Genomic DNA, 23,060 nt, shown 5'->3' with positions numbered 1-23,060 from the left:
AAAACGATCAACCTGGCGAACTGATTTAAGGCGGGATTTCGGACGGCTAAAAACGTTAATGAGACGGGTTGCAGGAACATTATTGCGCGGCAGATGTGACAAACGTGACATCCACCGCCTTGTGTATTATTCGTAAACTTTCTCCGCGTATTCGCAGAGATCTTCAATAATGCACGAGCCGCAGCGCGGCTTACGAGCGATGCAGGTATACCGCCCGTGAAGGATAAGCCAGTGGTGACAATCGACTTTAAACTCCGCCGGCACCACTTTTAACAGCTTTTCTTCGACGGCTTCGACATTCTTGCCGGGCGCGAATTTTGTGCGGTTGCTGACGCGAAAAATATGCGTATCAACGGCGATAGTCGGCCAGCCGAAGGCTGTGTTAAGCACCACATTCGCCGTTTTGCGCCCGACGCCCGGCAGCGCCTCCAGCGCCGCGCGATCTTCCGGCACCTCGCCGCCGTGCTGTTCAAGCAGAATGCGGCAGGTCTTAATCACGTTCTCCGCTTTGCTGTTAAACAGCCCGATAGTTTTGATGTACTCCTTCACGCCGTCCACGCCGAGCGCCAGCATCGCCTCAGGCGTGTTGGCGACAGGGTAGAGCTTCGCTGTGGCTTTGTTCACGCTCACGTCAGTGGCCTGCGCCGAAAGCAGAACGGCTATCAGCAACTCAAACGGACTGGTGAAGTGCAGCTCCGTCGTCGGATGCGGATTGTTCGCACGAAGCCGGGTAAGGATTTCGATACGTTTAGCCTGGTTCATGACGCTTTTTCCGCTGCGGCCTCCACCACCACCGGTTTCGCGGCGCGACGTTTCATCCGTTCGTCAATCAGGTATTTCACTGCCAGCATCATACCAAGGCCGATAAACGCGCCAGGCGGCAGCATCGCCAGCAGGAACGGCGTGTCGGTATGGAACACTTCGATGCGCAGCACGCGAGCCCAGCTACCCAGCAGACCATCTGCACCGTCAAACAGCGTACCGTTGCCAAGGATCTCACGCAGTGAGCCAAGTACGAACATCGCGCCGGTCGCGCCCATGCCGATGGCAAAACCGTCGAGCGCCGAGAGCAGCGGGCCGTTTTTGGCGGCAAACGCCTCCGCGCGCCCAACGACAATACAATTCGTCACTATAAGCGGGATAAAAATGCCGAGCGACTGGTACAGCCCGAACGCATAGGCGTTAATCAGCATCTGCACGATGCTCACTACCGCCGCGATAATCATCACGTAAATAGGAATGCGGATCTCGCCCGGCATCCAGCGGCGAAACGCTGAAATAGAGGCGTTGGTGAGCGTCAGCACCAGCGTAGTTGCAAGGCCAAGGCCGAGCGCGTTAGTGGCGGTGGACGTCACAGCCAGCAGCGGACACATGCCGAGCAACTGCACCAACGCCGAGTTATTTTTCCATAACCCGTTTACCAGAATCGATTTCACGTCATTCATGGGTTTTCTCCACAGGAAGGCAGGGTGGAAAGCTGCGGCTCCAGCGTCTTCGCATACAGGCCTGCGCGTTTCACCGCGTTCACGACCGCACGCGGCGTAATTGTCGCGCCAGTAAACTGATCGAACTGACCACCATCTTTTTTCACCGCCCAGCGGGTATCATTCGGCCCCTGGATCACCTGACCGGCAAAACCGGTGATCCAGTTGCTGATGCGGGTTTCGATTTTATCGCCAAGCCCTGGCGTCTCATGATGTTCCGTCACGCGCGTGCCGAGCACGGTACCTTTGAAATCTGCACCAACGAGCAACTGAATCGCGCCGGAGTAGCCATCCGGCGCCGTCGCCTGCATGACGACCGCCACTGGCGTATCGCCTTTACGCGCCACCCACAGCTGTTTTTCGCCGCTGCCCAGCGCGGGGGCAGTAACAAGATAGCAGCTCTGCTGAATATCATTGTCATACATCTCTGGCGGCAGCACTTGATCGAACAGCTGTTTCTGCTGAAGCGCCGCCTGGCCTTCAATCGTGGTTTTCGTCAGCGCGTTGACCATCGCTGTCAGACCGGTCGTCAGAGCCGCGAAAACGGCGAGCGTCACGCCATGTTTTTGAATCGTCTTAAGCATGAGCATTCCTTACCGGTGACCATAAACCCGCGGGCGGGTGTAGTAATCGATGAGCGGCACGGTGATATTCGCCAGCAGCACGGCAAACGCCACGCCGTCCGGGTAGCCGCCGAAGTTTCGAATCAGCCACACCAGCAGGCCCGCCAGCGCGCCGAAGACCAGACGGCCTTTATTGGTGGTCGAGGCCGTGACCGGATCGGTAAGAATAAAGAACGCGCCAAGCATCGTCGCGCCCGACAGCAGATGCATCAGCGGCGACAGAAATTTTTCCGGCGCGAGAAGCCAGCCGAGCGTTGAGCACACGGCGAGCGTCACGATAAAGCTCACGGGAATATGCCAGCGGATGGTGCCGCGCGCGAGCAGGAACAGGCCGCCCGCCAGATACGCGAGATTCACCCACTGCCAGCCGAGGCCCGCCAGCGCGCCGCCATAAATCGGCTGTGCCAGCAGTTCGCCTGCCGGATGTCCGGCGTGCAGGCCGGTTTTAAAGGTATCAAGCGGTGTGGCCTGGCTTACGCCATCAATGCCGAGACGCAGCTGCGTCATGGTGTCGCCGCTGGCGGTAACGCCATGGAAAATCACCTGTAGCGCGTCGAGAAAGCCCGGCGCCGTGGCGGCGATCTGCTGCGGCGGCAGCCAGTTGGTCATCTGTACGGGGAAGGAGATAAGCAACACCACGTAGCCAATCATCGCCGGGTTAAACGGGTTATGGCCCAGCCCGCCGTAGAGCTGCTTGGCGATAATAACGGCGAATACGGTGCCGAGTACGACCATCCACCAAGGTGCCAGCGGCGGAATGCTCACCCCCAGCAGCAGGCCGGTCAGCAGCGCGGAGTTGTCGCCAAGATGGCTTTTCAGCGGCAGCTTACGCATACGCAATACCAGCGCTTCGCTGGCAAGCGCGCTGACGATGGCTAACAGAATCTGCACCAGGCTGCCGTAGCCGAAAAAGTACCACTGCACGGCGATGCCCGGCACGGTGGCCAGCGTCACCAGCATCATGATACGCGACGTCTGGCGCTGGTTATGGGTATAAGGGGAACTCGCGATTCTGAAAACCATTTAATCCTCGTTAACAACCTTTTCGGCAGCCTTGCGCGCCTGCACGCGGGCAATCGCGGCGGCAACGGCAGCCTTGCGCGGATCGTCCGCTTCATCTTCTTCATTCGCCGCCTGCGCGCGCTCATTCGCCTGCGCCGCTTTACGCGCTTTGGCGCGGGCAACAGCGGCTTCTACAGCGGCTTTGCGTGGGTCGACCGGCTCGGCAGGTTTTTCGTTTGCGGTCGCGTTTTCCCCGGCCTGCGCCGCTTTGCGGGCTTTGGCACGGGCGATGGCGGCTTCCACGGCAGCTTTGCGCGGGTCGAGCGGCTCGGCAGGTTTTTCGTCTGCGGTCGCGTTTTCCCCGGCCTGCGCCGCTTTACGGGCTTTGGCACGGGCAATGGCCGCTTCCACGGCGGCTTTGCGCGGGTCGACCGGCTCGGCAGGCGTTGCGTCGGCAGTCGCGTTTTCCCCGGCCTGCGCCGCTTTGCGGGCTTTGGCACGGGCGATGGCCGCTTCCACGGCGGCTTTGCGCGGGTCGACCGGCTCGGCAGGCGTCGCGTCGGCAGTCGCGTTTTCCCCGGCCTGCGCCGCTTTACGGGCTTTGGCACGGGCAATGGCGGCTTCGACGGCGGCTTTGCGCGGGTCGACCGGCTCGGCAGGCGTTGCGTCGGCAGTCGCGTTTTCCCCGGCCTGCGCCGCTTTGCGGGCTTTAGCGCGGGCGATGGCGGCTTCAACGGCGGCTTTGCGCGGGTCGACGGATTCCGCGCTGGCGTCAATTTCCGGTTCCGTTGCTTCGTGTGCAGGTACGGAGCTGTTCGCGGCCATTTCCTGCTGCACTTTCTCCGCCTGACGTGCGCGGGCTTCCGCTTTACGGGCTTCACGGGCGGCAATCACCGCGCTGTTATCCGGTTTCGCCCCGGCGGCCACTATGATCGGCTGATCATCGCCTTTCTTCTCGCGAACACGTGCCAGCGCCGCCTGAATGGCGTCCTGATCCTGGCCTGAAGGCTGTACGGCAGATTTTTTATGGCGCTCAAGGCGCGCGGCTTTTTCACGCTCAAGACGAGCCTGGCGCGCTTCAAAGCGCGCTTTAGCTTCCGCGGCGCGTTTTTCTTCTTCGGCGATAGCGCGAATTTCCGCTTTTTCCTGACGGAAATATTGCACCAGCGGAATATTGCTCGGGCAGACATACGCACACGCGCCGCATTCGATACAGTCCGCCAGATTGTGGGCGGTGGCTTTATCATGCTGCTGGCCGACGCTGAACCAGTAAAGCTGCTGCGGCAGCAGGTCGGCCGGGCAGGCGTCGGCGCAGGCGCTGCAACGGATGCAGTGCTGCTCTTCCTGCGGCGCGCCCATTTCAGTGGCGGAAGGCGCCAGCAGGCAGTTAGTGATTTTCACCACCGGCACGTCAAGGCCGGGCAGGGTGAAGCCCATCAGCGGGCCGCCCATGATAACCAGCTGCTCGCTGGTCGGGATAAACCCGGCGTGTTCCAGCAGGTGGCGCACCGGCGTCCCGATACGCGCCCAGACGTTACCCGGACGGCCGACGGCTTCGCCTGTCAGCGTCACTACGCGTTCGGTCAGCGGCTCACCATCGATAATCGCGCGCTTGACGGCAAACGCGGTGCCGACGTTCTGCATCAGCACGCCGATATCAGAGGAGCGACCGCCATGCGGCACCTGTTTGCCGGTCAGGATTTGGGTGAGCTGTTTAGCGCCGCCCGACGGGTATTTGGTCGGGATCACGCGCAGGCGAATTTTATGCTCGCCGTGCAGCACGGCGCGCATCATCGAGATCGCTTGCGGCTTGTTATCTTCGATGCCGATCAGCACTTCGCGCGGCTGAAGAATATGCGCAAGAATACGCACACCGTCGATAATCTGCGCGGCGCAATCCTGCATCAGGCGGTCATCGGCGGTGATATATGGCTCGCACTCCGCGGCATTGATAATCAGCGTTTCGATTTTATCGCCGCCGCCCTGAAGCTTAGTGCCGGTCGGGAATCCCGCGCCGCCAAGCCCTGCGACGCCGAACTGATGAATACGTTCGATCAGCGCTTCGCGGCTGCGGCACTGGTAGTCGCTCCAGCCGTCGCGGGCAATCCACCTGTCTTCGCCGTCGGCGTCGATAATTATGGAGAGTTCCGGCAGGGCGGAAGGATGCGCCGTCGGGTGCGGCATAATTGCCGTTACGGTGCCTGAGGTGGGCGCATGTACCGGCAGCATACGGCCACGGCCAACGGTGAGCTGCTGGCCGCGCAGAACTTTATCGCCTGGCGCTACGCAAATCTCGCCTTCGCTACCGATATGCTGTTTGAGCGGAATAATAAAACGGCCCGGCAGCGGCAACTGGCGCAGCGGGGTGCCGTTAGACTGGGTTTTCATCTCCGGCGGATGAATGCCGCCGTTGAAATCCCAGACTTTCTCTTTTCTGAACGCAGAAAATAACTTAAGCATGTTGTTCCACAGGAATGTTACGCACCGGAATGGTGTTGAGATCCCATTTCCAGTTATCCGTCGTGGTGGCGGCCGGGCGCAGTTCTATGCACTGCGTCGGACAGGGGTCTACACAGAGATTACAACCGGTGCAGAGGTCGCTCATCACGGTGTGCATGGCGCGCGTAGCACCGACGATAGCGTCCACCGGACAGGCCTGAATACATTTGGTGCAGCCGATGCAGTTCGGCTCGTCGATCACGGCCAGCATACGCACCGGCTCGGCCATGGCAGCGTCGCCGTCCAGCGGCTGCGGCTCGACGTTAAGCAGCGTGGCGATTTTTTGCATCACCGGCTCGCCGCCGGGCACGCAGCGGTTGATCTGCTCGCCGTTATTCGCGACTGCTTCGGCATACGGGCGGCAGCCTGGGTAGCCGCACTGTCCGCACTGGCTTTGCGGCAGCAGTTCGTCGACCTGATCGACCACCGGATCTTCTTCCGCGGCGAAGCGGCGCGAGGCGTAGCCCAGCAGCATGCCGAAAAGCAGAGCCAGCAGCGTCAGCGCGATAACCGCGATAACAATCATTTCCATCAGAACTTCACCAGCCCGCTAAAGCCCATAAAGGCCAGAGACATCAGGCCCGCAGTGACCAGCGCGATCGCGTTGCCGCGAAACGGCAGCGGGACATCGGCGACAACCAGACGCTCGCGAATGGCGGCGAACAGCACCATGACCAGCGAGAAGCCGACCGCGGCGGAAAAACCGTACAGCGCCGACTGCAAAAAGGTATGGTTTAGATTGATGCTAAGCAGCGCCACGCCCAGTACGGCGCAGTTAGTGGTGATCAGCGGCAGGTAGATGCCCAGCAGGCGATAGAGCGCCGGACTGGTTTTACGCACCACCATTTCGGTGAACTGCACCACCACCGCGATAACCAGAATAAAGGCCATCGTGCGCAGGTAGACCAGCTCAAGCGGCACCAGAATCAGGTGATCGATAATCCACGAAAAAATCGTTGCAAGGGTCATCACGAACGTGGTCGCCATTCCCATGCCGATCGCGGATTCCAGCTTTTTGGAAACACCCATAAACGGACACAGGCCGAGAAACTTCACGAGAACGAAGTTATTGACCAGCACCGTTCCAACAAATAACAGCAAATAATCAGACATTATTCGACCTGAAACGAAAAAAGCCGCTCATTATCGGACATACGACAAGGGGCGACAACGGAGAATCTGTAAGGTTATTTTGCCCTGACAAAGGTCTGCTTCACGCGCGCCGAGCGCTTAAAATAGGGCACCAGCAGCGCCGCGGCCAGCAGCGGGAACAGCAACTGACGCACCGCCAGCGTGTCGCTCACCGGCGAGAACGCAAAAGATTTTATCGCCAGCAGGACGGTCAGCAACAGCCAGATAATATAGTGGCGCGGCACACCCTGACGGCGTTTGAAAAAAGCGACGGTCAGCCAGAGCGTATAGCCCCACATCGCCATGGCGCACAGCATCGAGCCATACCAGAAAAGCACTTGCGTAGTGCCTTGCGCGCTGATCGCCTGATGGACTTGCGGGGAAGCAAGTCCCATCACATAGAGCGCGACGGCAAGCGTGGTGCTGAGTAACGACATCAATAACCAGGCGAGAGGGGCGAGCAACCAGCCTCCGATACGCATCGGGGACGCGTCGGACATATAACCTCCCGGGATATAAATTCAACAAATGGCTAAAGATTAATTACAGCGCAAAGATTATAAAGATTTTCTGTCTGATTGCTACCTTTACGCCTTACTGCACGTAACGCCAGACGGTTTTCGGCACCTGGCCGAGATCGAACAGACGGCCGCCTGACACCAGCTCCGCCCGACGATGATCCGCGGCGCGATACATATTGATAATTTCCTGATTATCCGTAAGGGTGTAATTAAGGTGGTCGAACAATTTTTCCAGACTTTCAAGCGTGCTGATTTTACGAAACTTTAATAAATAGTCCTGAACGGTCATGTTAATCGTTATCCGCGCAATAAAATAATAAAGAGATTTCGCCAGATGAGGCGGGCCGGGTAAAAGAATAAACGCAAAAAGCGGGTTATGCAGGTTTAATAAAAGCCTGAATAACATTTAAGAGTTTTCCTTGAGAATTAACGCAGGCCCGACTTTCGGAGGAGAAAGAGTAACGCGCTTCGCCAGAGCTGGCAATATCCCTTCTGTGCCTCTTTAACGGCTTTTTACGACAATATGTAAACGGCCTCCGGGCACCGGCGCACCAGCATCAGCACATGTTTTCAGGGATACACCTGCTATTTCCAGGTGTTTTACAAACGGCCTCAGGCATGTTCTGTTTTTATTCTGCCTGAAGCAATATCAATAATCGCGCAAGAAAGACCACACTATTTCTTTTAAGTTATGTTGCTTATTTCATCAAAACAATAAAGCGCTCACGCCTCGTCACGTCAGAGCCTGTTCGCTATTGTGTATCAAAGAAGGGCAAAACCTTAACCGAATCGCCAGAAAGATTCTGGTAAAGGCAGAAAAGATGATGAAAATTCTGAAATAAGCCGTTTATTTTCGCTTGGTTATGAAAGCGTTGAGGCGGCGTTGCGAATGGTGTCAAATACAGGGGTTAACTCAGCAGAGGAATGACCATGAAAGATAATGTCCGGGTGGGATTAATCGGTTACGGCTACGCCAGTAAAACTTTTCACGCGCCGCTTATCGCAGGTACGCCAGGGATGGAGCTTGCCGCCGTCTCCAGCAGCGACGCCGCGAAAGTCCACGCCGACTGGCCGGGAATGCCGGTCGTGTCCGATCCCAAACAGCTGTTCAACGATCCGCATCTCGATCTGATTGTCATTCCCACGCCGAATGATACCCACTTCCCGCTGGCCAAAGCGGCGCTGGAAGCCGGGAAACATGTGGTGGTGGATAAACCCTTTACGGTTACGCTGTCGCAGGCGCGCGAGCTGGAAACGCTGGCAAAAAGTTTAGGCCTGGTGCTGTCGGTGTTTCATAACCGCCGCTGGGACAGCGATTTCCTGACGCTGAAACAGATTATCGCCGAAGGGCAGATTGGCGAAATCGCCTATTTCGAATCCCATTTTGACCGCTTCCGCCCTCAGGTGCGCGATCGCTGGCGCGAACAGGCCGGGCCGGGCAGCGGCATCTGGTACGATCTGGCACCGCATCTGCTGGATCAGGCGGTGCAGCTTTTCGGGGTGCCGGTCAGTATCAACGTCGATCTCGCGGAGCTGCGTCCGAGCGCGCAGGCGACCGACTATTTCCACGCGGTGCTGGCCTACCCGGAGCGGCGCGTTGTCTTACACGGTACGATGCTGGCGGCGGCGGAATCCGCGCGCTATATCGTGCACGGCACCCGCGGCAGCTACGTCAAGTTTGGCCTTGATCCTCAGGAGGAAAGCCTGAAATCGGGTACGCGTCCGCCGCAGGAAAACTGGGGTTACGACATGCGCGACGGCGTGCTGACGGTGGCTCGCGGCGAGATGCTGGATGAGCAGACGCTGCTGACGGTGCCGGGTAACTATCCGGCCTATTACGCCGCTGTGCGTAGCGCTATCCGTGGCGAAGGTGAAAACCCGGTGCCGGCAAGCCAGGCCATCGTGGTAATGGAACTGATTGAAGCGGGGATTGAATCCGCAAAACGCCGCACCGCGGTATGTCTGCGCAGTTAAGCCTTACGCGCCGGCGCACCGTCGCCGGTGCAATTCTTCTTCCTCTTTAAACGGCGCGTCACTCAGACGCGCGGTTTCACCCGCATTACTCGCAAGGATCGGCTTTTTGTTGCAAAGTAGATTAACCTGCAACATGACAAGGAACTGACAATGAACTGGCTGAAGCGCCTGAAAATCGACACGTTTTTACTGATTATGATTGGCGTAGTGATTGTCGCCTCGCTGTTTCCCTGCGAGGGGCGAGTTAAAACGGTGTTTGAATATCTGACGACTGCCGCCATCGCGCTGCTGTTTTTTATGCATGGCGCGAAGCTCTCCCGCGAGGCGATTCTGGCCGGAATAGGGCACTGGCGGCTGCATCTCATGGTGTTTCTCAGTACGTTCGTGCTCTTTCCGCTGATCGGTCTGGCGATGAAGTTTATTCCGCAAAGCGTGCTGCCACCGTCGCTTTATATGGGGTTCCTCTATCTTTGCGCGCTGCCTGCGACAGTACAGTCCGCTATCGCGTTTACCTCCGTGGCGCGCGGTAACGTGGCGGCGGCGGTGTGCAGCGCGTCGGCGTCCAGCATTCTCGGGATTTTTCTCTCGCCGGTGCTGGTGGGCGTCATGATGCAGGCCCAGCAGGGCGAGACCGATACGCTTGAAGCTATCGGGAAAATTATTCTGCAACTGATGGTGCCGTTTGTGGTAGGGCATCTCTCGCGTCCGCTGATTGGCCGCTGGGTCGACAGACATAAAAAGCTAATCAATATGACGGACCGCTCATCAATTCTGCTGGTGGTTTATGTCGCCTTCAGTGAAGCGGTGGTGGAGGGCATCTGGCATCAGGTGACGGGGCTTGCGCTACTGGCGGTTGTCGTTGTGTCGCTGGTGCTGCTGGCGATTGTGCTGGTAGTTAACGTCTGGGTGTCGCGACTGCTCGGCTTTAATAAAGAAGATGAGATAACCATCGTTTTCTGCGGCTCCAAGAAAAGCCTCGCGAACGGCGTGCCGATGGCGAACGTGCTGTTTCCGGCAAGTCAGGTGGGGATCATGGTGCTGCCGCTGATGATTTTCCATCAAATTCAGCTGATGGTCTGCGCGGTGATGGCCCAGCGCTACGCGAGACGCAGTGAAGAGAAGACAGGCCAGAAGGCGGCAACCTCCTGACCTGGCGGCGCGGTTTACGCCGCGCTGACTTTCGCGATTAGCGCCTGTTTTTCCGCGTCGGTCAGAAACGCGATTTTCAGGCCATTCTCCTGCGCGGTGCGGATCTGCGCCGCACTCAGCCCGGCGGCGGGTGCCGCGACGTCATACTCATGGCGAATATCGACGCCCTGCACACCCGGATCGTCGGTGTTAATGGTGGCGAGAATATTATGCTCCAGGAACGTCTTCAGCGGGTGATGCGCCAGGGACGCGACCGTGCTGGTCTGGATATTCGAGGTCAGGCACGATTCGATGCCGATCCCTTGTTCCGCCAGGAAATCCATCAGCGCCGGATCTTCCACTGCTTTCACGCCGTGGCCGATACGCACGGCACCCAGCTCGCGAATCGCCTGCCAGATGCTCTCCGGGCCAGCGGCTTCACCGGCGTGAACGGTGATATGCCAGCCCGCGTCACGTCCACGGTTAAAATGGTTGAGGAACAGGCTGCCGGGGAAGCCCAGCTCATCGCCCGCCAGATCCAGCGCGGTGATGTGGTCGCGATGCGCCAGCAGGCCGTCCAGCTCCGCAAGGCACGCCTCTTCACCGAAGGTGCGGCTCAGGATGCCAATAAGACGGGCGTCCACGCCGTAGTCGCGGCTGCCCTGACGCACACCGTCAATCACGGCTTCCACTACGCCGGCTACCGGCAGGTTGTGCGTCATCGCCATATAGCCAGGCGAGAAACGCAGCTCCACATAATGCAGACCGTTGCGCGCGGCATCTTCCATATTTTCATACGCCACGCGGCGGCAGGCGTCTAACGAGCCAAGCACCTTCACGCCCCAGTCGAGTTTGGCGAGAAAACTCACGAGATCCGGTTCATTTTTAGTTATCTGTACGTGCGGGCGCAGCGTCTCCAGCGAATCGGCGGGCAGAGCGAGATTAAACTGGCGGCCCAGGTCAAGAATGGTTTGCGCGCGAATGTTGCCGTCAAGATGGCGATGAAGGTCGGTAAGGGGAAGGCGGGTATCAATCATGATGGCACTCTTTTTTAGAATAAAGTGCATACCATTATAAAAATAATTGCCGCACAAATGCTACGTTGCGCAACAAAAGAGGGGCCATAGCGGCCCTTTTTGCACTTAAAGTGAACGAATTGCGCAAATTAGCCGCTCTACGCCCTGCTCGAGTTTGCTGCGCGGGCAGCCCACATTCAGGCGCAGGAAGCCGCGTCCTTCTTCTCCGTAGGTGTATCCGGGCATTATCGCGACCTTCTCGCGTTCAATCAGCGCCTTTTGTAGCGCCTCGTCATTAATGCCGAGAGGCCGTAAATCGATCCAGGCGAGATACGTCGCCTCGGGCGGTTGCCAGTTGAGTTGCGCAAACGCGCCATTAAGCTGCTGCGCCACAAAATTCAGGTTCTCCCGTAAGTAATCGCGAAGCGCATCAAGCCAGGGCGCGCCGTCGCGGTAAGCCGCGATATGCGCGACCAGCGATAACACGGCAGGTGAAGATAGCCCGTCGCGGCCTTTCAGCGCCTGAAGATACGCCTGACGGTCTTCTTCCATCGCGATAAGCCCCCAGGCGCCGGTCAGCGCCGGAATGTTGAAGCTTTTTGATGCTGACGAAAACAGTGCCCAGTGCCCCTGGCCAACGTCGCACCACGGAATATGCGGGCGTTCGCTCCAGACCATATCCATATGAATTTCGTCGCTCACTACCCGCACGCCGTGGCGCGCGCAGAGCGCCGCCATGGTTTCCAGCTCGTCACGTCGCCACACTTTTCCGGTCGGGTTATGCGGGCTGCACAGCAGCATGATTTTGCATTGAGGACGTGCCAGCAGCGCCTCAAGCGAGGTCATGTCGCACTGCCAGCCGTTTGCGGTTTGAGTGAGTGGCGCGCCGAGCACACGGCGCCCGTTGCCCTCGATGGTTTTCCAGAATGCGTCATAAGCGGGCGTGTGGATCAGCACCTCGTCACCCGGCGCTGACCACTGACGAATCAGCTGCGACACCATGTAAATCACCGACGGCCCGTAAACCAGCGCCTCGCGCGGAATGTCACAGCCAAAACGCGTGGCGTACCAGTGCGCAATTGCGCCGGTAAACTCCGGGTTTTGCCAGCGGCTGTAGCCGAGTACGCCGTGAGCCAGCCGCGTCGATATGGCTTCCAGCACGCAGGGCGCGGTCGGGAAATCCATATCGGAAATGGTAAAGGGCAGAAGATCGTCCACGCCAAACCGGTCGGCTACGTAATCCCACTGGGTGCACCAGGTGCCGCGGCGATCCACCGCCTGTGAAAAATCGAACATGTCGCCTCCTGGTTTATGCCTGCACGGTCTGCATCAGGCTGTCCATTTCATCTTTGACCGACTGCACCTGTGGGCCAATCACCACCTGCAAATTGTGCTGGTTAAGCTGCACCACGCCGATGGCGCGGTTCGCCTTGAGCGCGGCGCTGTCCACCCGCGACATATCTTTTACCGAAAGACGCAGGCGGGTAATGCAGTTATCGAGCGACGTAATATTCTCCGCGCCGCCGAGCGCCTGCAAAATGGCCGGGACGTCATAGCCGGATTTGCCCGTGTGGCCTGAAGGCGCGACATTCACGGCTGCGGTTTCAGCTTCACGGCCCGGCGTTTTCAGGTTAAAGCGGGCAATAGCGAAGCGGAAAATGGTGTAATAGACCACGAACCAGACACCCGCCACGACCGGCACCCAGTACCATTTGGTGGAAAGCCCGTGCAGTACGCCGAAAACCACAAAATCGATAATATTGCCGTCGGTATTGCCGATGGTCACGCCAAGCAGCGCCATCATGGTAAAGCCCAGCCCGGTCAGCAGCGCGTGGATGAGGTAGAGCGCAGGCGCCACAAACAGGAACAGAAACTCCAGCGGTTCGGTGGTGCCGCCCACCACGCAGGCGATGACGCCGGAAATCAGCAGCCCTTTGATCTTATGACGGTTCTCCGGTCGCGCGCAGTGGTACATGGCGAGCGCAGCGCCAGGCAAGCCGCCCAGGAACGCTGGCATTTTCCCCTGCGACAGGAAACGGGTGGCGCTTTCGGCAAAGCCGTGAGACGTCGGGCAGTTAAGCTGCGCCTGGAAGATGGTCAGCGCACCAGAGACGCTATGCCCGCAGACATCCATTGTGCCGCCCGCCTCGGTAAAGCGGATCAGCGCCACCAGGATATGTTGCAGGCCGAACGGCAACAGCAGGCGCTCGCCGGTGCCGAAAATCATCGGCGCGAAGCTGCCGGTGCTGTTAATCAGCCAGCCCAGCGCGTTAATGCCTTTGGCGAAGAATGGCCAGATGAGGGGAATCGTCAACCCGACCAGGCCCATTACCACGGTGGTAACGATAGGTACAAAACGCGTGCCGCCGAAAAACGCCAGCGCGTCCGGCAGACGCACTTTGTGAAAGCGCTCATGCAGCAGCCAGATGATCACGCCTGCGATCACTGCGCCCAGAATACCGGTATCGATAGACTGAATGCCGAGCACCGACTGGACGTTGTTGGCTTTCAATAGCGCCGCGTCCTGCGTCGGCAGAATCCCTTTGGCGGTGAGCCAGAAGTTAACCGCCAGGTTCATCACCGCGTAGCCGACAAAACCGGCAAATGCAGCAACACCTTTGTTTTCACGCGCCAGCCCCAGCGGAATGGCGATACAGAACATCACCGGCAGAAAACTAAAGGCGAAAGAGCCCATTTTGCTCATCCACGTAAAAATGAGCTGCAACACGCTATTACCGAGTAACGGCATCAGCGTGATGACGTCATGACTGCTGAGCGAACTGCCGATGCCCATCAGAATGCCGCAAAACGACAGCAGCGCCACCGGCAACATAAACGTCTTGCCGAGCTGCTGCATAAATCCCCAAAGCGTATTTTTTTGACCTGTATTCGCCGTCATAAACGACACCTCGCGTTAAATGATCCCAGCCCCTGAACGAAGGATCGCAAGATAAAACGTTTTATCAAACTTTAATGCGCGTTGAATCACAGAACATTACCCAAGCCTGACAGTTATAATAGTGGGACAGGTAAAAGGTTTTATCTGCCAGTTGTGGAGCAAAAAGCGTAGCCAATGAGTCAGGCGAAAAGAATCACTATTAATGATGTCGCACAGGCGGCGGGGGTGTCGGTCGCCACCGTTTCGCTGGTGCTGAGCGGTAAAGGACGGATCTCCAGCGCCACCGGCCAGCGGGTGAACGAGGCCATTGAGCAGCTCGGGTTTGTGCGCAACCGGCAGGCGTCGGCGCTGCGCGGCGGGCCAAGCGGCGTGATTGGGCTTATCGTGCGCGATCTCACTACGCCGTTTTACGCCGAACTCACTGCAGGGCTCTCCGAGGCGCTGGAAGCACAGGGGCGAATGCTGTTCCTGCTCCAGGGCGGCCGGGATGAAGCCCAAATGCAGCGCTGTTTTGATACGCTGCTCGACCAGGGCGTTGACGGCGTGGTGGTGGCAGGCGGCGCGGGGCAGGTCACTGCGTGGCAGGCGCAGGCCCGCGCGCGTAATATTCCGCTGCTTTTTGCCTCCCGCGCCAGCCATCACGATGAAGTGGACACGGTGCGCCCGGATAACCAGCAGGCGGCGCGGCTGTTAACCGAACATCTTATTCACCGCGGCCATCAGCGCATCGCCTGGCTTGGCGGGGCGAGCTCGTCGCTGACCCGCGCCGAACGGCTCGGCGGCTATTGCGCGACGCTTTTGCAGTACGGCCTGCCGTTTCACAGCGAGTGGATAGTCGAATGTGCGGCGGGGCAGAAACAGGCCGCGGAGGCCATTAACGAACTGCTGCGCGTAAACCCGACCATTACCGCCGTGTTGTGTCATAACAGCACCGTGGCGATGGGCGCGTGGTTCGGCCTGATGCGTGCCGGGCGGCAGAGCGGTGAAGGCGGGTATGAGAGCTATTTTGAGAACAGCGTGACGCTGGCGGCGTTCGCAGAGGTGCCGGAGGCACGGCTGGATGATGTGCCGTTGACCTGGGTGACGACGCCCGCGCGTGAAATGGGGCACTGCGTGGCAGAGCGCATGATGCAGCGCATTCAGCACGGCGATGAATCCACCGGCAGCCTGATCCTCGGCCCGCGGCTGGTGGCGCGGCGCTGACAGGCGCAATAAAAAACGGCCTCCTGAGAGGCCGTTTTCTTTTTACTGCTGCGGCGCGACTGGCGGCGTCACACCCGGCGCACCGGGTGCCGGCATCGCCTGCGGCTCTGGCGCAGTGATGCCCGGCAGACCGAACATGCCGACAAATTCCGCAAGCGGCATTTTCTGCCCGTTCAGATTCACCTGGCCGTTAGCGTATTGCAGGCTGGTGACGATGCTGTTGTCCTGCATCGTGGTGATACGGAACATCTGGCCCATCGCCGCAAGGCCTTTCACCTGCTGGCTCGCCAGCTTCTCGGCATCGGCCTGCTGGTAGCCTTCCAGTTTCGCCACCTGCGTCATCATCTCGGTCGCCATATCCACCGGAATTACCAGCTTGCTGTCGAGGCTTTTCACCACGCGATCGAGCTGTTCGGCAGGCGCGGCCTGGGTCGCGCTCACCGGCGTTTGGCCCGGATCTTTCAGGAATAGCGACATATTAAAGGTGCTTTCGCCTTTGGCGTTTTTCCAGCTCAGCGGCGCGATAGTAATAACCGGGTTGCCTTTCAGCAGCAGCGGCAGGGAAGAGACCAGAATTTCGGTGGCCTGCTGCTGATACTGCTCAGGGTTATCCATAATGCCCGGCTGCGCCATCAGCGAGCGGCTGCGTTCGTTATACTGCTGGCTGAACTGATGCCACGCCTGGCCGTCGATGTTGCCGATTTTCAGCGTCATCTTGCCGCTGCCCAGATCCTGATTCTGCACTTTCAGGCTTTTCATGACGTAATCCATCTGGCTGTCGATGCTCTTGCCATCTTTAGCCACGTCGGATTTGCCGTTCAGGCTAATGCCTTCCAGCAGCGCCATCTCCTGGCCTTCAATCGCAATCGCCAGTTTTTCGAGATCCAGTTTCTGTTCACCGACGCGCTCGTTAAAGCTTGTCATTTTGGTGTTGCCGTCAGCTTTCAGGCCGTTGAAGGTCAACTGCACATGCTGGCCATACTCATTCACCGCGCTGACCAGGCCGCTGGACGCTTCGCCTTTCAGGCTCACGTCATTGCCGTCTTTGTCGGCATCGAGCTGGAATTCGCCGCCGCTGAACGCCACTTTCTCATCCGCGGCTTCGTAATTGAGCGGCTGGAACTGAATGTCGCTGGAGGTCGCGCCGCCGTAGCCGATGCGGGTCTGCACGTCGGCGAACGATTTGCCTTTCGCCATATCGAACAGCGCTTTGGTGGTGTCATTGTTCACAAGCGTGGTATGCACAGACGCCATTGCCGGCAGAATATTGAGCTTTTTCAGATCGGCGAGCGGGAACGGACCGTGGCTTACCACCTGGTCAAGCACGACGCTCTGGCCCGGCTTCAGCAGCGCTTCCTGCTGTCCGGCCGCCGGTTTTACCACCAGTTGCAGATGGCTGCTGAATAGCCCGCGCTGGTAATCCTGGTAGCTTAGCTCAAGCCCCGCCTGCGGCGCGCTGCGCTTAAGCTGCGCGTTGGCTTCTGCCACCATCTCGCCGACATGTTTCTCAAACTGCTTACCGGTGTACCACGCCCCACCTGTCCAGATGACCCCGAGGGCGACAATCACGCCCACGGCAACCAGTGATTTTTTCATAGTTCAGTTCCCTTAAAACGAAGCCAGACGGCGGTCCGTCTGGCATGACTGGTAAAGATGTTACCAAGCTTAGCAATCCTTGCTTAAAAGATCAGTAACTTAGTTGAGCTTATTATAGACGCGCGCGAGACGGCCCACACCGCTTGCGCTGACCGGCGATTCACTGGCCGCGACGAAAGCCGATTCGCCGGGTTTTAGGGTCAGACGCTCGTCGCCTTTGCTGAGCACCGCTTCGCCCTCGACGCAGAACAGGATCGCGGCGCTCTCCTGCGCAAGGCTCTGCGGCTGCGAATGGAGATCGTGCAGCGAGAAGGCGAAATCCTCGACCGGGATCGGGAACTCCAGCGCGCTTTCCTTCTTCACCGGCTGCGTCAGCAGTTCGCCCGCCGGTTTAGCGACAAACTTCACGTTGGCGACCAGCTCAGGAATATCGATATATTTCGGGGTGAGGCCTGCGCGCAGCACGTTGTCGGAGTTGGCCATAACTTCCAGCGCCACGCCCTGCAAATAGGCGTGCGGCGTTTCGGCAAACAGGAACATCGCCTCGCCAGGGTTCAGTTTCACCACGTTCAGCAGCAGCGGGGAGAACAGACCGCTGTCGTCCGGGTAGAACTGCGCGATAAACCGAATGGTGTCCCACGGCTCGCCCTGCTGGCTTGCGACGGTCGCTTTCAGCACCGCCAGCGCGCGGGATTTCTCCTCGCCTTGCATATTCAGCAGCCCGGCGAAAAGGTCACGCAGGCGGTCGGCATTCGGCTCGGCGAGGAAATGCGCGATAGCGGTATGTGCGCCCGCGACCGGCTGCAGCAGGGATACAATCTCAGAAAACTCACGGAACGCGTTCATGGCGAGGAACGGCGTCAGTGCAAAAACCAGCTCCGGCTTGTGGTTCGGATCTTTGTAGTTACGCTCGGCGGCGTCCAGCGGAATGCCTGCCGCGTTTTCACGCGCGAAGCCGTCTTCGGAAGCTTTCTTGTTCGGATGTACCTGAATGGAGAGCGGCTGGTCGGCGCACAGCACTTTAAACAGGAACGGCAGCTCGCCGAAGCGCTCCGCCACCGGCGCGCCGAGCAGGGCGGTTTTATCCGCGTCGATCACCTCGCGAAGCGCGCGGGTCTGGCCCTGCGCATCCTGAATTTTCGAGCTGCTTTTCGGGTGAGCGCCCATCCACAGCTCCGCCATCGGCAGGCCTTCCGGGTTCGCCACGCCATAGAGTTCCGTTAACGCCGTTTTGCTGCCCCAGGCGTAGTTTTGCACCGAGTTAATGAGTTTCTGCATGATCAGTCCCTGTATTCGAAGGAAAACACTTTTCGGTATTAAACCAATAAAGTGCCCCGAAGTAACCCGGCTGGGTAAAAAGTCGGTTTAGTCTCAGTTTTTGTTAAAAAATTGTGTACGATGTAGCGACTCGCTTTTTCATGCCGCACACGGACTCAGTGGCGGAACGACAAATTTCTTAACTGTAGCTGTAAGTGAGAGTGCAATGTCTGGCAAACCCTTCTTCTGGCAAGAGCCTTTTCCACTGAAAAAGGACGAGACCGAGTATTACCTGTTAACCCGCGATCACGTCTCCGTTTCCGAATTTGAAGACCAGGAAATCCTGAAAGTCGAGCCGCAGGCGCTGACCCTGCTGGCCCGCCACGCCTTCCACGACGCCTCGTTTATGCTGCGCCCGGCGCATCAGCAGCAGGTGGCGGATATCCTGAGCGACCCGGAAGCCAGCGAAAACGACAAATATGTCGCGCTGCAATTCCTGCGCAACTCGGAGATTGCCGCCAAAGGCATTCTGCCGACCTGCCAGGACACCGGCACCGCCATTATCATGGGCAAAAAAGGCCAGCGCGTCTGGACCGGCGGCGGCGATGAAGCCGCGCTGGCGCAGGGCGTCTACGAGACCTACACCCAGGATAACCTGCGTTATTCGCAAAACGCGGCGCTCGATATGTACAAAGAGGTCAACACCGGCACCAACCTGCCGGCGCAGATTGACCTCTACAGCGTTGACGGCGAAGAGTACAAATTCCTGTGCATCGCCAAAGGCGGCGGCTCCGCGAACAAAACCTACCTGTACCAGGAAACCAAAGCGCTGCTCACGCCCGGCAAGCTGAAAGCGTATCTGGTGGAGAAAATGCGCACGCTCGGTACCGCGGCCTGCCCGCCGTACCACGTGGCGTTTGTGATTGGCGGCACGTCGGCGGAAGCGACGCTCAAAACCGTTAAACTCGCCTCAACCAAATATTACGATGGCCTGCCGACCGAAGGTAACGAACACGGCCAAGCGTTCCGCGATGTCCATCTGGAAGAAGAGCTGTTGCAGGAGGCGCGCAATCTCGGCCTTGGCGCGCAGTTCGGCGGTAAATATTTCGCGCACGATATCCGTGTCATCCGCCTGCCGCGCCACGGCGCGTCCTGCCCGGTGGGGATGGGCGTCTCCTGTTCGGCAGACCGTAATATCAAAGCCAAAATCAACCGCGACGGTATCTGGATCGAGAAGCTCGAAAGCAACCCCGGCAAATACATTCCCGAAGCGCTGCGTCGCGCGGGCGAGGGCGAAGCGGTGCGCGTCGATCTCAACCGTCCGATGAGCGAAATCCTCGCGCAGCTCTCGCAGTACCCGGTCTCCACGCGCCTGTCGCTCTCCGGCACTATCATCGTGGCGCGCGATATCGCCCATGCGAAACTCAAAGAGCGCATCGACAGCGGCGCAGGGCTGCCGCAGTACGTGAAAGATCACCCGATCTACTACGCAGGCCCGGCCAAAACCCCGGAAGGGTATGCCTCCGGCTCGCTCGGCCCGACAACGGCCGGACGCATGGACTCCTACGTGGATCTGCTTCAGGCCAACGGCGGCAGCATGATCATGCTCGCTAAAGGCAACCGCAGCCAGCAGGTGACGGACGCCTGTAAGAAACATGGCGGTTTTTATCTCGGGAGCATCGGCGGCCCGGCGGCGGTGCTGGCGCAGAACAGCATCCGGCATCTGGAGTGCGTCGAATACCCGGAACTGGGCATGGAAGCTATCTGGAAAATCGAGGTTGAAGATTTCCCGGCGTTTATCCTGGTGGATGACAAAGGCAACGATTTCTTCCAGCAAATCCAGGCCGGGCAGTGCTCGGCGTGCCTGAAGTAACGTAACAGACCCTGATGCAGGCCGGGTAAGGCGCAGCCGCCCGGCCTTTTGACCGCAAAAAAGAGCGCACAAAGCGCCATACAATTTCCCCGAAGCCATCAATACTTATTCCTGAAGCATGCGAGCAATCCCATCTTTGTTATCAAGGAGAAAGTAATGACCGCCTACCGCAGTGAAAAAGATTCCATGGGCGCTATCGACGTGCCGGCCGATAAACTCTGGGGCGCGCAGACGCAGCGTTCGCTGGAGCACTTCCGCATTTCCACCGAGAAAATGCCGACCGCGCTGATTGAGGCGCTGGCGCTCACCAAACGCGCCGCCGCGAAGGTCAATATGGATCTCGGCTTACTGCCCGCAGAGCGCGGCGAGGCCATCATTAAGGCCGCCGACGAAGTGCTGGAAGGCGCGCATCCGCAGGAGTTCCCGCTCGCTATCTGGCAAACCGGCTCCGGTACCCAGACTAACATGAACATGAACGAGGTGCTGGCGAACCGCGCGAGCGAAATTCTCGGCGGCGAGCGCGGCATGGCGCGCAAAGTGCATCCGAACGATGACGTTAACAAGAGCCAGAGCTCGAACGATGTCTTCCCGACGGCGATGCATGTCGCGGCGGTGATCGCGCTGCGCGAACAGCTGATCCCGCAGCTTAACGTGCTGCACAAAACGCTCAGCGACAAGGCGAGCGCGTTCAGCGATATCGTGAAAATTGGCCGTACCCACCTGCAGGACGCCACGCCGCTGACGCTCGGCCAGGAGATCTCCGGCTGGGTGGCGATGCTTGAGCATAACCTGAAGCATATCAATAACAGCCTGCCGCATCTGGCGGAGCTGGCGCTTGGCGGCACAGCGGTCGGCACCGGGCTGAATACGCACCCGGAGTACGCGGAGCGCGTGGCCAAAGAGCTCGCCGCGTTTACCGGCCAGCCGTTCGTCACCGCACCTAATAAATTTGAGGCGCTCGCCACCTGCGACGCGCTGGTGCATGCCCACGGCGCGCTGAAAGGGCTCGCCGCCTCGCTGATGAAAATCGCCAACGACGTGCGCTGGCTGGCAAGCGGCCCGCGCTGCGGCATCGGCGAAATCTCGATTCCTGAAAACGAACCCGGTTCGTCCATCATGCCGGGCAAAGTGAACCCGACGCAGTGCGAAGCGCTGACCATGCTGTGCTGTCAGGTGATGGGTAATGACGTCGCGGTCAATATGGGCGGGGCGATGGGCAACTTTGAGCTCAATGTGTTCCGCCCGATGGTCATTCATAACTTCCTGCAATCGGTGCGTCTGCTGGCCGACGGCATGGAGAGCTTTAACCATCACTGCGCCATCGGGATTGAGCCGAACCGTGACCGCATTAGCCAGTTGCTTAACGAATCACTGATGCTGGTGACGGCGCTCAATACGCATATTGGCTACGACAAAGCCGCCGAGATTGCTAAAAAAGCGCATAAAGAGGGGCTGACGCTGAAAGCCTCCGCGCTGAAACTCGGTTATCTCAGCGAGGAGGAGTTTGACGCCTGGGTACGCCCGGAAGAGATGGTGGGCAGCATGAAGCCCTGATCAGGGCGCGAGGTAAAGGTGCAGGCGGGGGATCATCATGACGAGTTCTTCCGCCTGCGGCTTGTAGCGGTGCTGCACGTTTTCGGCGTCATAGTTCAGCAGTTCGCCAATATCCGGCACCGCGCCGCCGCGCGTTTCATGGCACAGCACAATCAGCGGCGACGGGCACGCATACTGCACCTGCCGCTGGTTTTGCGCATACCAGACGCGCGACACCGGCTGCACTTTCACCGGACGTTTAATCTTCAGCCGCGCATTCTGCGGAAGGGCGGCGATATCGTTATATTCCTGCGTGAGGCGCGCGTGCCGCTGCTCTTTGGTTAATCCGCCCAACGCGCGCGGCGCTTTCAGCCCGCGCTCCAGCGTCGCCAGCACCTCGTCGCGCGTCAGGTTTTTAATGATGTGCTTATTCGCCCAGCCGAAACGCAGCGTGGCGGGGTTATCCAGCACCGTGAGACGGCGATACGCGTTGAGCGTAATCAGCCCTGGTAGATAGCGGTGCACCCACTCAAAACGCTGGGTGGAGGGCAGGCCCGATTCCACGGTGATAATCTCTTCCAGCTGCGTTTTCAGCGCGTTGATTTTATCGGCCAGCGCGTGCAGCGCCTCGTGCTGCGCGTCATCGACGCTGAAACAGACCGCGCCCGGCAGGCGCACCGCCGCCTTGCTGCTGCGCTTTTCCGACTGCTGCTGGATGAACAGGTGCGTAAAGTGACGCAGCGCCGCCTCCTGCGCCTCTTTGCCGATTTTTTGCGTCACCGATATGGTGAGCAGCGGGTCATGTTCTTTGCCTTTTTCCACCTGGGGCAGGCTAAATACCCGCGCCGCCAGCAGACGGCAGGCCGCGAGGCCATCCCGCATCTCCATTAATGCATGTTCTAATTCGCGAAAAGTGACGTTAAGGCGTTCAACGAGATCGTAACGGGCCATGATGCTCTCACATTAGTTACAACATACTTTATGTTTAGCACAGTTTCGCCAGGTTTGACCATAGCGAGTTAAAAGCCGGGCAGGAAAATTGGCGAGGCGGGAAATGTGAATATGAGGAAAGTGGTGGGTGCGCTGCGCTTACCCACCCTACAAAACACAGTGCATGAGATTCGCAGTAACGTAGGGCGGGTAAGCAAAGCGCACCCGCCTCAAAACAAGAGATAACGCCAGTGCAGCTAACCGTAGGGCGGGTAAGCCCGCGCACCCGCCGCAAAACAAGAGATAACGCCAGTGTAGCTAACTGTAGGGCGGGTAAGCGTAGCGCACCCGCCGCAAAACAGAAGATAACGCCAGTGCAGTTAACCGTAGG

At 58.8% G+C, this 23,060-nt stretch carries 20 protein-coding genes; 5 read left to right on the top strand and 15 right to left on the bottom strand.

The genetic code is table 11. The features are described 5' to 3' along the window. Positions 1-126: 126 nt before the first annotated feature. The 9 genes from nth to ydgT form a co-directional block, all read right to left on the bottom strand. Positions 127-762, bottom strand: coding sequence for an endonuclease III (gene nth / locus AFK66_RS10385; RefSeq protein WP_007774639.1), 636 nt, complete (start codon positions 760-762; stop codon positions 127-129). Next, positions 759-1,445, bottom strand: a complete 687-nt coding sequence (locus AFK66_RS10380) for an electron transport complex subunit E (protein ID WP_007774642.1) — start codon at positions 1,443-1,445, stop codon at positions 759-761. The genes nth and AFK66_RS10380 overlap by 4 nt, the downstream gene beginning before the upstream one ends. Beyond that, positions 1,442-2,068 carry an electron transport complex subunit RsxG gene (rsxG, locus tag AFK66_RS10375; protein WP_007774645.1) on the bottom strand — a complete coding sequence of 209 codons (627 nt, stop codon included), beginning with the start codon at positions 2,066-2,068 and terminating at the stop codon, positions 1,442-1,444. The genes AFK66_RS10380 and rsxG overlap by 4 nt, the downstream gene beginning before the upstream one ends. 9 nt (positions 2,069-2,077) lie before the next feature. Then, entirely contained in the window at positions 2,078-3,130 is a 1,053-nt protein-coding gene (rsxD, locus tag AFK66_RS10370) for an electron transport complex subunit RsxD (protein ID WP_038882506.1), read from the bottom strand. Then, positions 3,131-5,569 carry an electron transport complex subunit RsxC gene (gene rsxC / locus AFK66_RS10365; protein ID WP_059223198.1) on the bottom strand — a complete coding sequence of 813 codons (2,439 nt, stop codon included), beginning with the start codon at positions 5,567-5,569 and terminating at the stop codon, positions 3,131-3,133. Further along, entirely contained in the window at positions 5,562-6,140 is a 579-nt protein-coding gene (gene rsxB, locus AFK66_RS10360) for an electron transport complex subunit RsxB (protein ID WP_007697469.1), read from the bottom strand. The genes rsxC and rsxB overlap by 8 nt, the downstream gene beginning before the upstream one ends. Continuing rightward, a complete protein-coding gene (gene rsxA, locus AFK66_RS10355) occupies positions 6,140-6,721 on the bottom strand; it encodes an electron transport complex subunit RsxA (RefSeq protein ID WP_007697473.1) in 582 nt (193 codons plus the stop codon). Before rsxA ends, rsxB begins: the two co-directional genes overlap by 1 nt. 74 nt (positions 6,722-6,795) lie before the next feature. Further along, positions 6,796-7,239: a DUF2569 domain-containing protein gene (locus tag AFK66_RS10350; RefSeq protein ID WP_007774652.1), complete on the bottom strand. Its 444-nt coding sequence runs from the start codon at positions 7,237-7,239 to the stop codon at positions 6,796-6,798. 94 nt (positions 7,240-7,333) lie between these two features. Next, positions 7,334-7,549 carry a transcription modulator YdgT gene (gene ydgT, locus AFK66_RS10345; protein WP_004384910.1) on the bottom strand — a complete coding sequence of 72 codons (216 nt, stop codon included), beginning with the start codon at positions 7,547-7,549 and terminating at the stop codon, positions 7,334-7,336. Positions 7,550-8,190: 641 nt separating this feature from the next. Between ydgT and AFK66_RS10340 the strand changes: the two genes are divergently transcribed. Further along, complete coding sequence (locus AFK66_RS10340; RefSeq protein ID WP_007774656.1) at positions 8,191-9,234, top strand: oxidoreductase; 1,044 nt, start codon at positions 8,191-8,193, stop codon at positions 9,232-9,234. Positions 9,235-9,384: 150 nt separating this feature from the next. Next, positions 9,385-10,383, top strand: a complete 999-nt coding sequence (locus tag AFK66_RS10335) for a bile acid:sodium symporter family protein (RefSeq protein WP_007774658.1) — start codon at positions 9,385-9,387, stop codon at positions 10,381-10,383. Positions 10,384-10,397: 14 nt separating this feature from the next. Here AFK66_RS10335 and add read toward each other — a convergent pair whose 3' ends face one another. The 3 genes from add to malX all read right to left on the bottom strand — a co-directional run bounded on the left by add (position 10,398) and on the right by malX (position 14,277). Beyond that, the gene (gene add / locus AFK66_RS10330) at positions 10,398-11,399 is read right to left on the bottom strand and encodes an adenosine deaminase (protein ID WP_032968163.1); all 1,002 of its coding nucleotides are present in this window, start codon (positions 11,397-11,399) and stop codon (positions 10,398-10,400) included. A 105-nt stretch (positions 11,400-11,504) separates the two neighbouring features. Beyond that, entirely contained in the window at positions 11,505-12,674 is a 1,170-nt protein-coding gene (locus AFK66_RS10325; protein WP_023898835.1) for a MalY/PatB family protein, read from the bottom strand. Positions 12,675-12,687: 13 nt separating this feature from the next. Beyond that, entirely contained in the window at positions 12,688-14,277 is a 1,590-nt protein-coding gene (gene malX / locus AFK66_RS10320; protein ID WP_007774664.1) for a maltose/glucose-specific PTS transporter subunit IIBC, read from the bottom strand. A 174-nt stretch (positions 14,278-14,451) separates the two neighbouring features. On the opposite strand from malX, the gene AFK66_RS10315 reads away from it, so the two are divergent. Then, a complete protein-coding gene (locus AFK66_RS10315; protein ID WP_007774665.1) occupies positions 14,452-15,480 on the top strand; it encodes a Mal regulon transcriptional regulator MalI in 1,029 nt (342 codons plus the stop codon). A 42-nt stretch (positions 15,481-15,522) separates the two neighbouring features. On the opposite strand, the gene AFK66_RS10310 is transcribed toward AFK66_RS10315, so the two are convergent. Both AFK66_RS10310 and manA read right to left on the bottom strand, forming a co-directional pair. Then, complete coding sequence (locus tag AFK66_RS10310; protein ID WP_023898833.1) at positions 15,523-17,076, bottom strand: YdgA family protein; 1,554 nt, start codon at positions 17,074-17,076, stop codon at positions 15,523-15,525. Between the two features lie 99 nt (positions 17,077-17,175). Then, complete coding sequence (gene manA, locus AFK66_RS10305) at positions 17,176-18,354, bottom strand: mannose-6-phosphate isomerase (RefSeq protein ID WP_023898832.1); 1,179 nt, start codon at positions 18,352-18,354, stop codon at positions 17,176-17,178. A gap of 205 nt (positions 18,355-18,559) precedes the next feature. Here manA and fumA point away from each other — a divergent pair, with 205 nt between their 5' ends. Together fumA and fumC are read left to right on the top strand one after the other, a co-directional pair. Further along, positions 18,560-20,206, top strand: a complete 1,647-nt coding sequence (gene fumA / locus AFK66_RS10300) for a class I fumarate hydratase FumA (protein ID WP_007774674.1) — start codon at positions 18,560-18,562, stop codon at positions 20,204-20,206. Between the two features lie 156 nt (positions 20,207-20,362). Next, positions 20,363-21,760 carry a class II fumarate hydratase gene (gene fumC / locus AFK66_RS10295; RefSeq protein ID WP_007774676.1) on the top strand — a complete coding sequence of 466 codons (1,398 nt, stop codon included), beginning with the start codon at positions 20,363-20,365 and terminating at the stop codon, positions 21,758-21,760. On the opposite strand, the gene tus is transcribed toward fumC, so the two are convergent. Next, positions 21,761-22,690, bottom strand: coding sequence for a DNA replication terminus site-binding protein (tus, locus tag AFK66_RS10290; protein ID WP_023898830.1), 930 nt, complete (start codon positions 22,688-22,690; stop codon positions 21,761-21,763). It abuts the gene before it with no gap. Positions 22,691-23,060 lie beyond the last annotated feature (370 nt).

Source organism: Cronobacter malonaticus LMG 23826, assembly GCF_001277215.2.
In the GTDB taxonomy this organism is placed as follows: domain Bacteria; phylum Pseudomonadota; class Gammaproteobacteria; order Enterobacterales; family Enterobacteriaceae; genus Cronobacter; species Cronobacter malonaticus.
The sequence above is the reverse complement of the archived record's forward strand: the minus strand, read 5'-3'. Positions and strand labels throughout refer to the sequence as shown.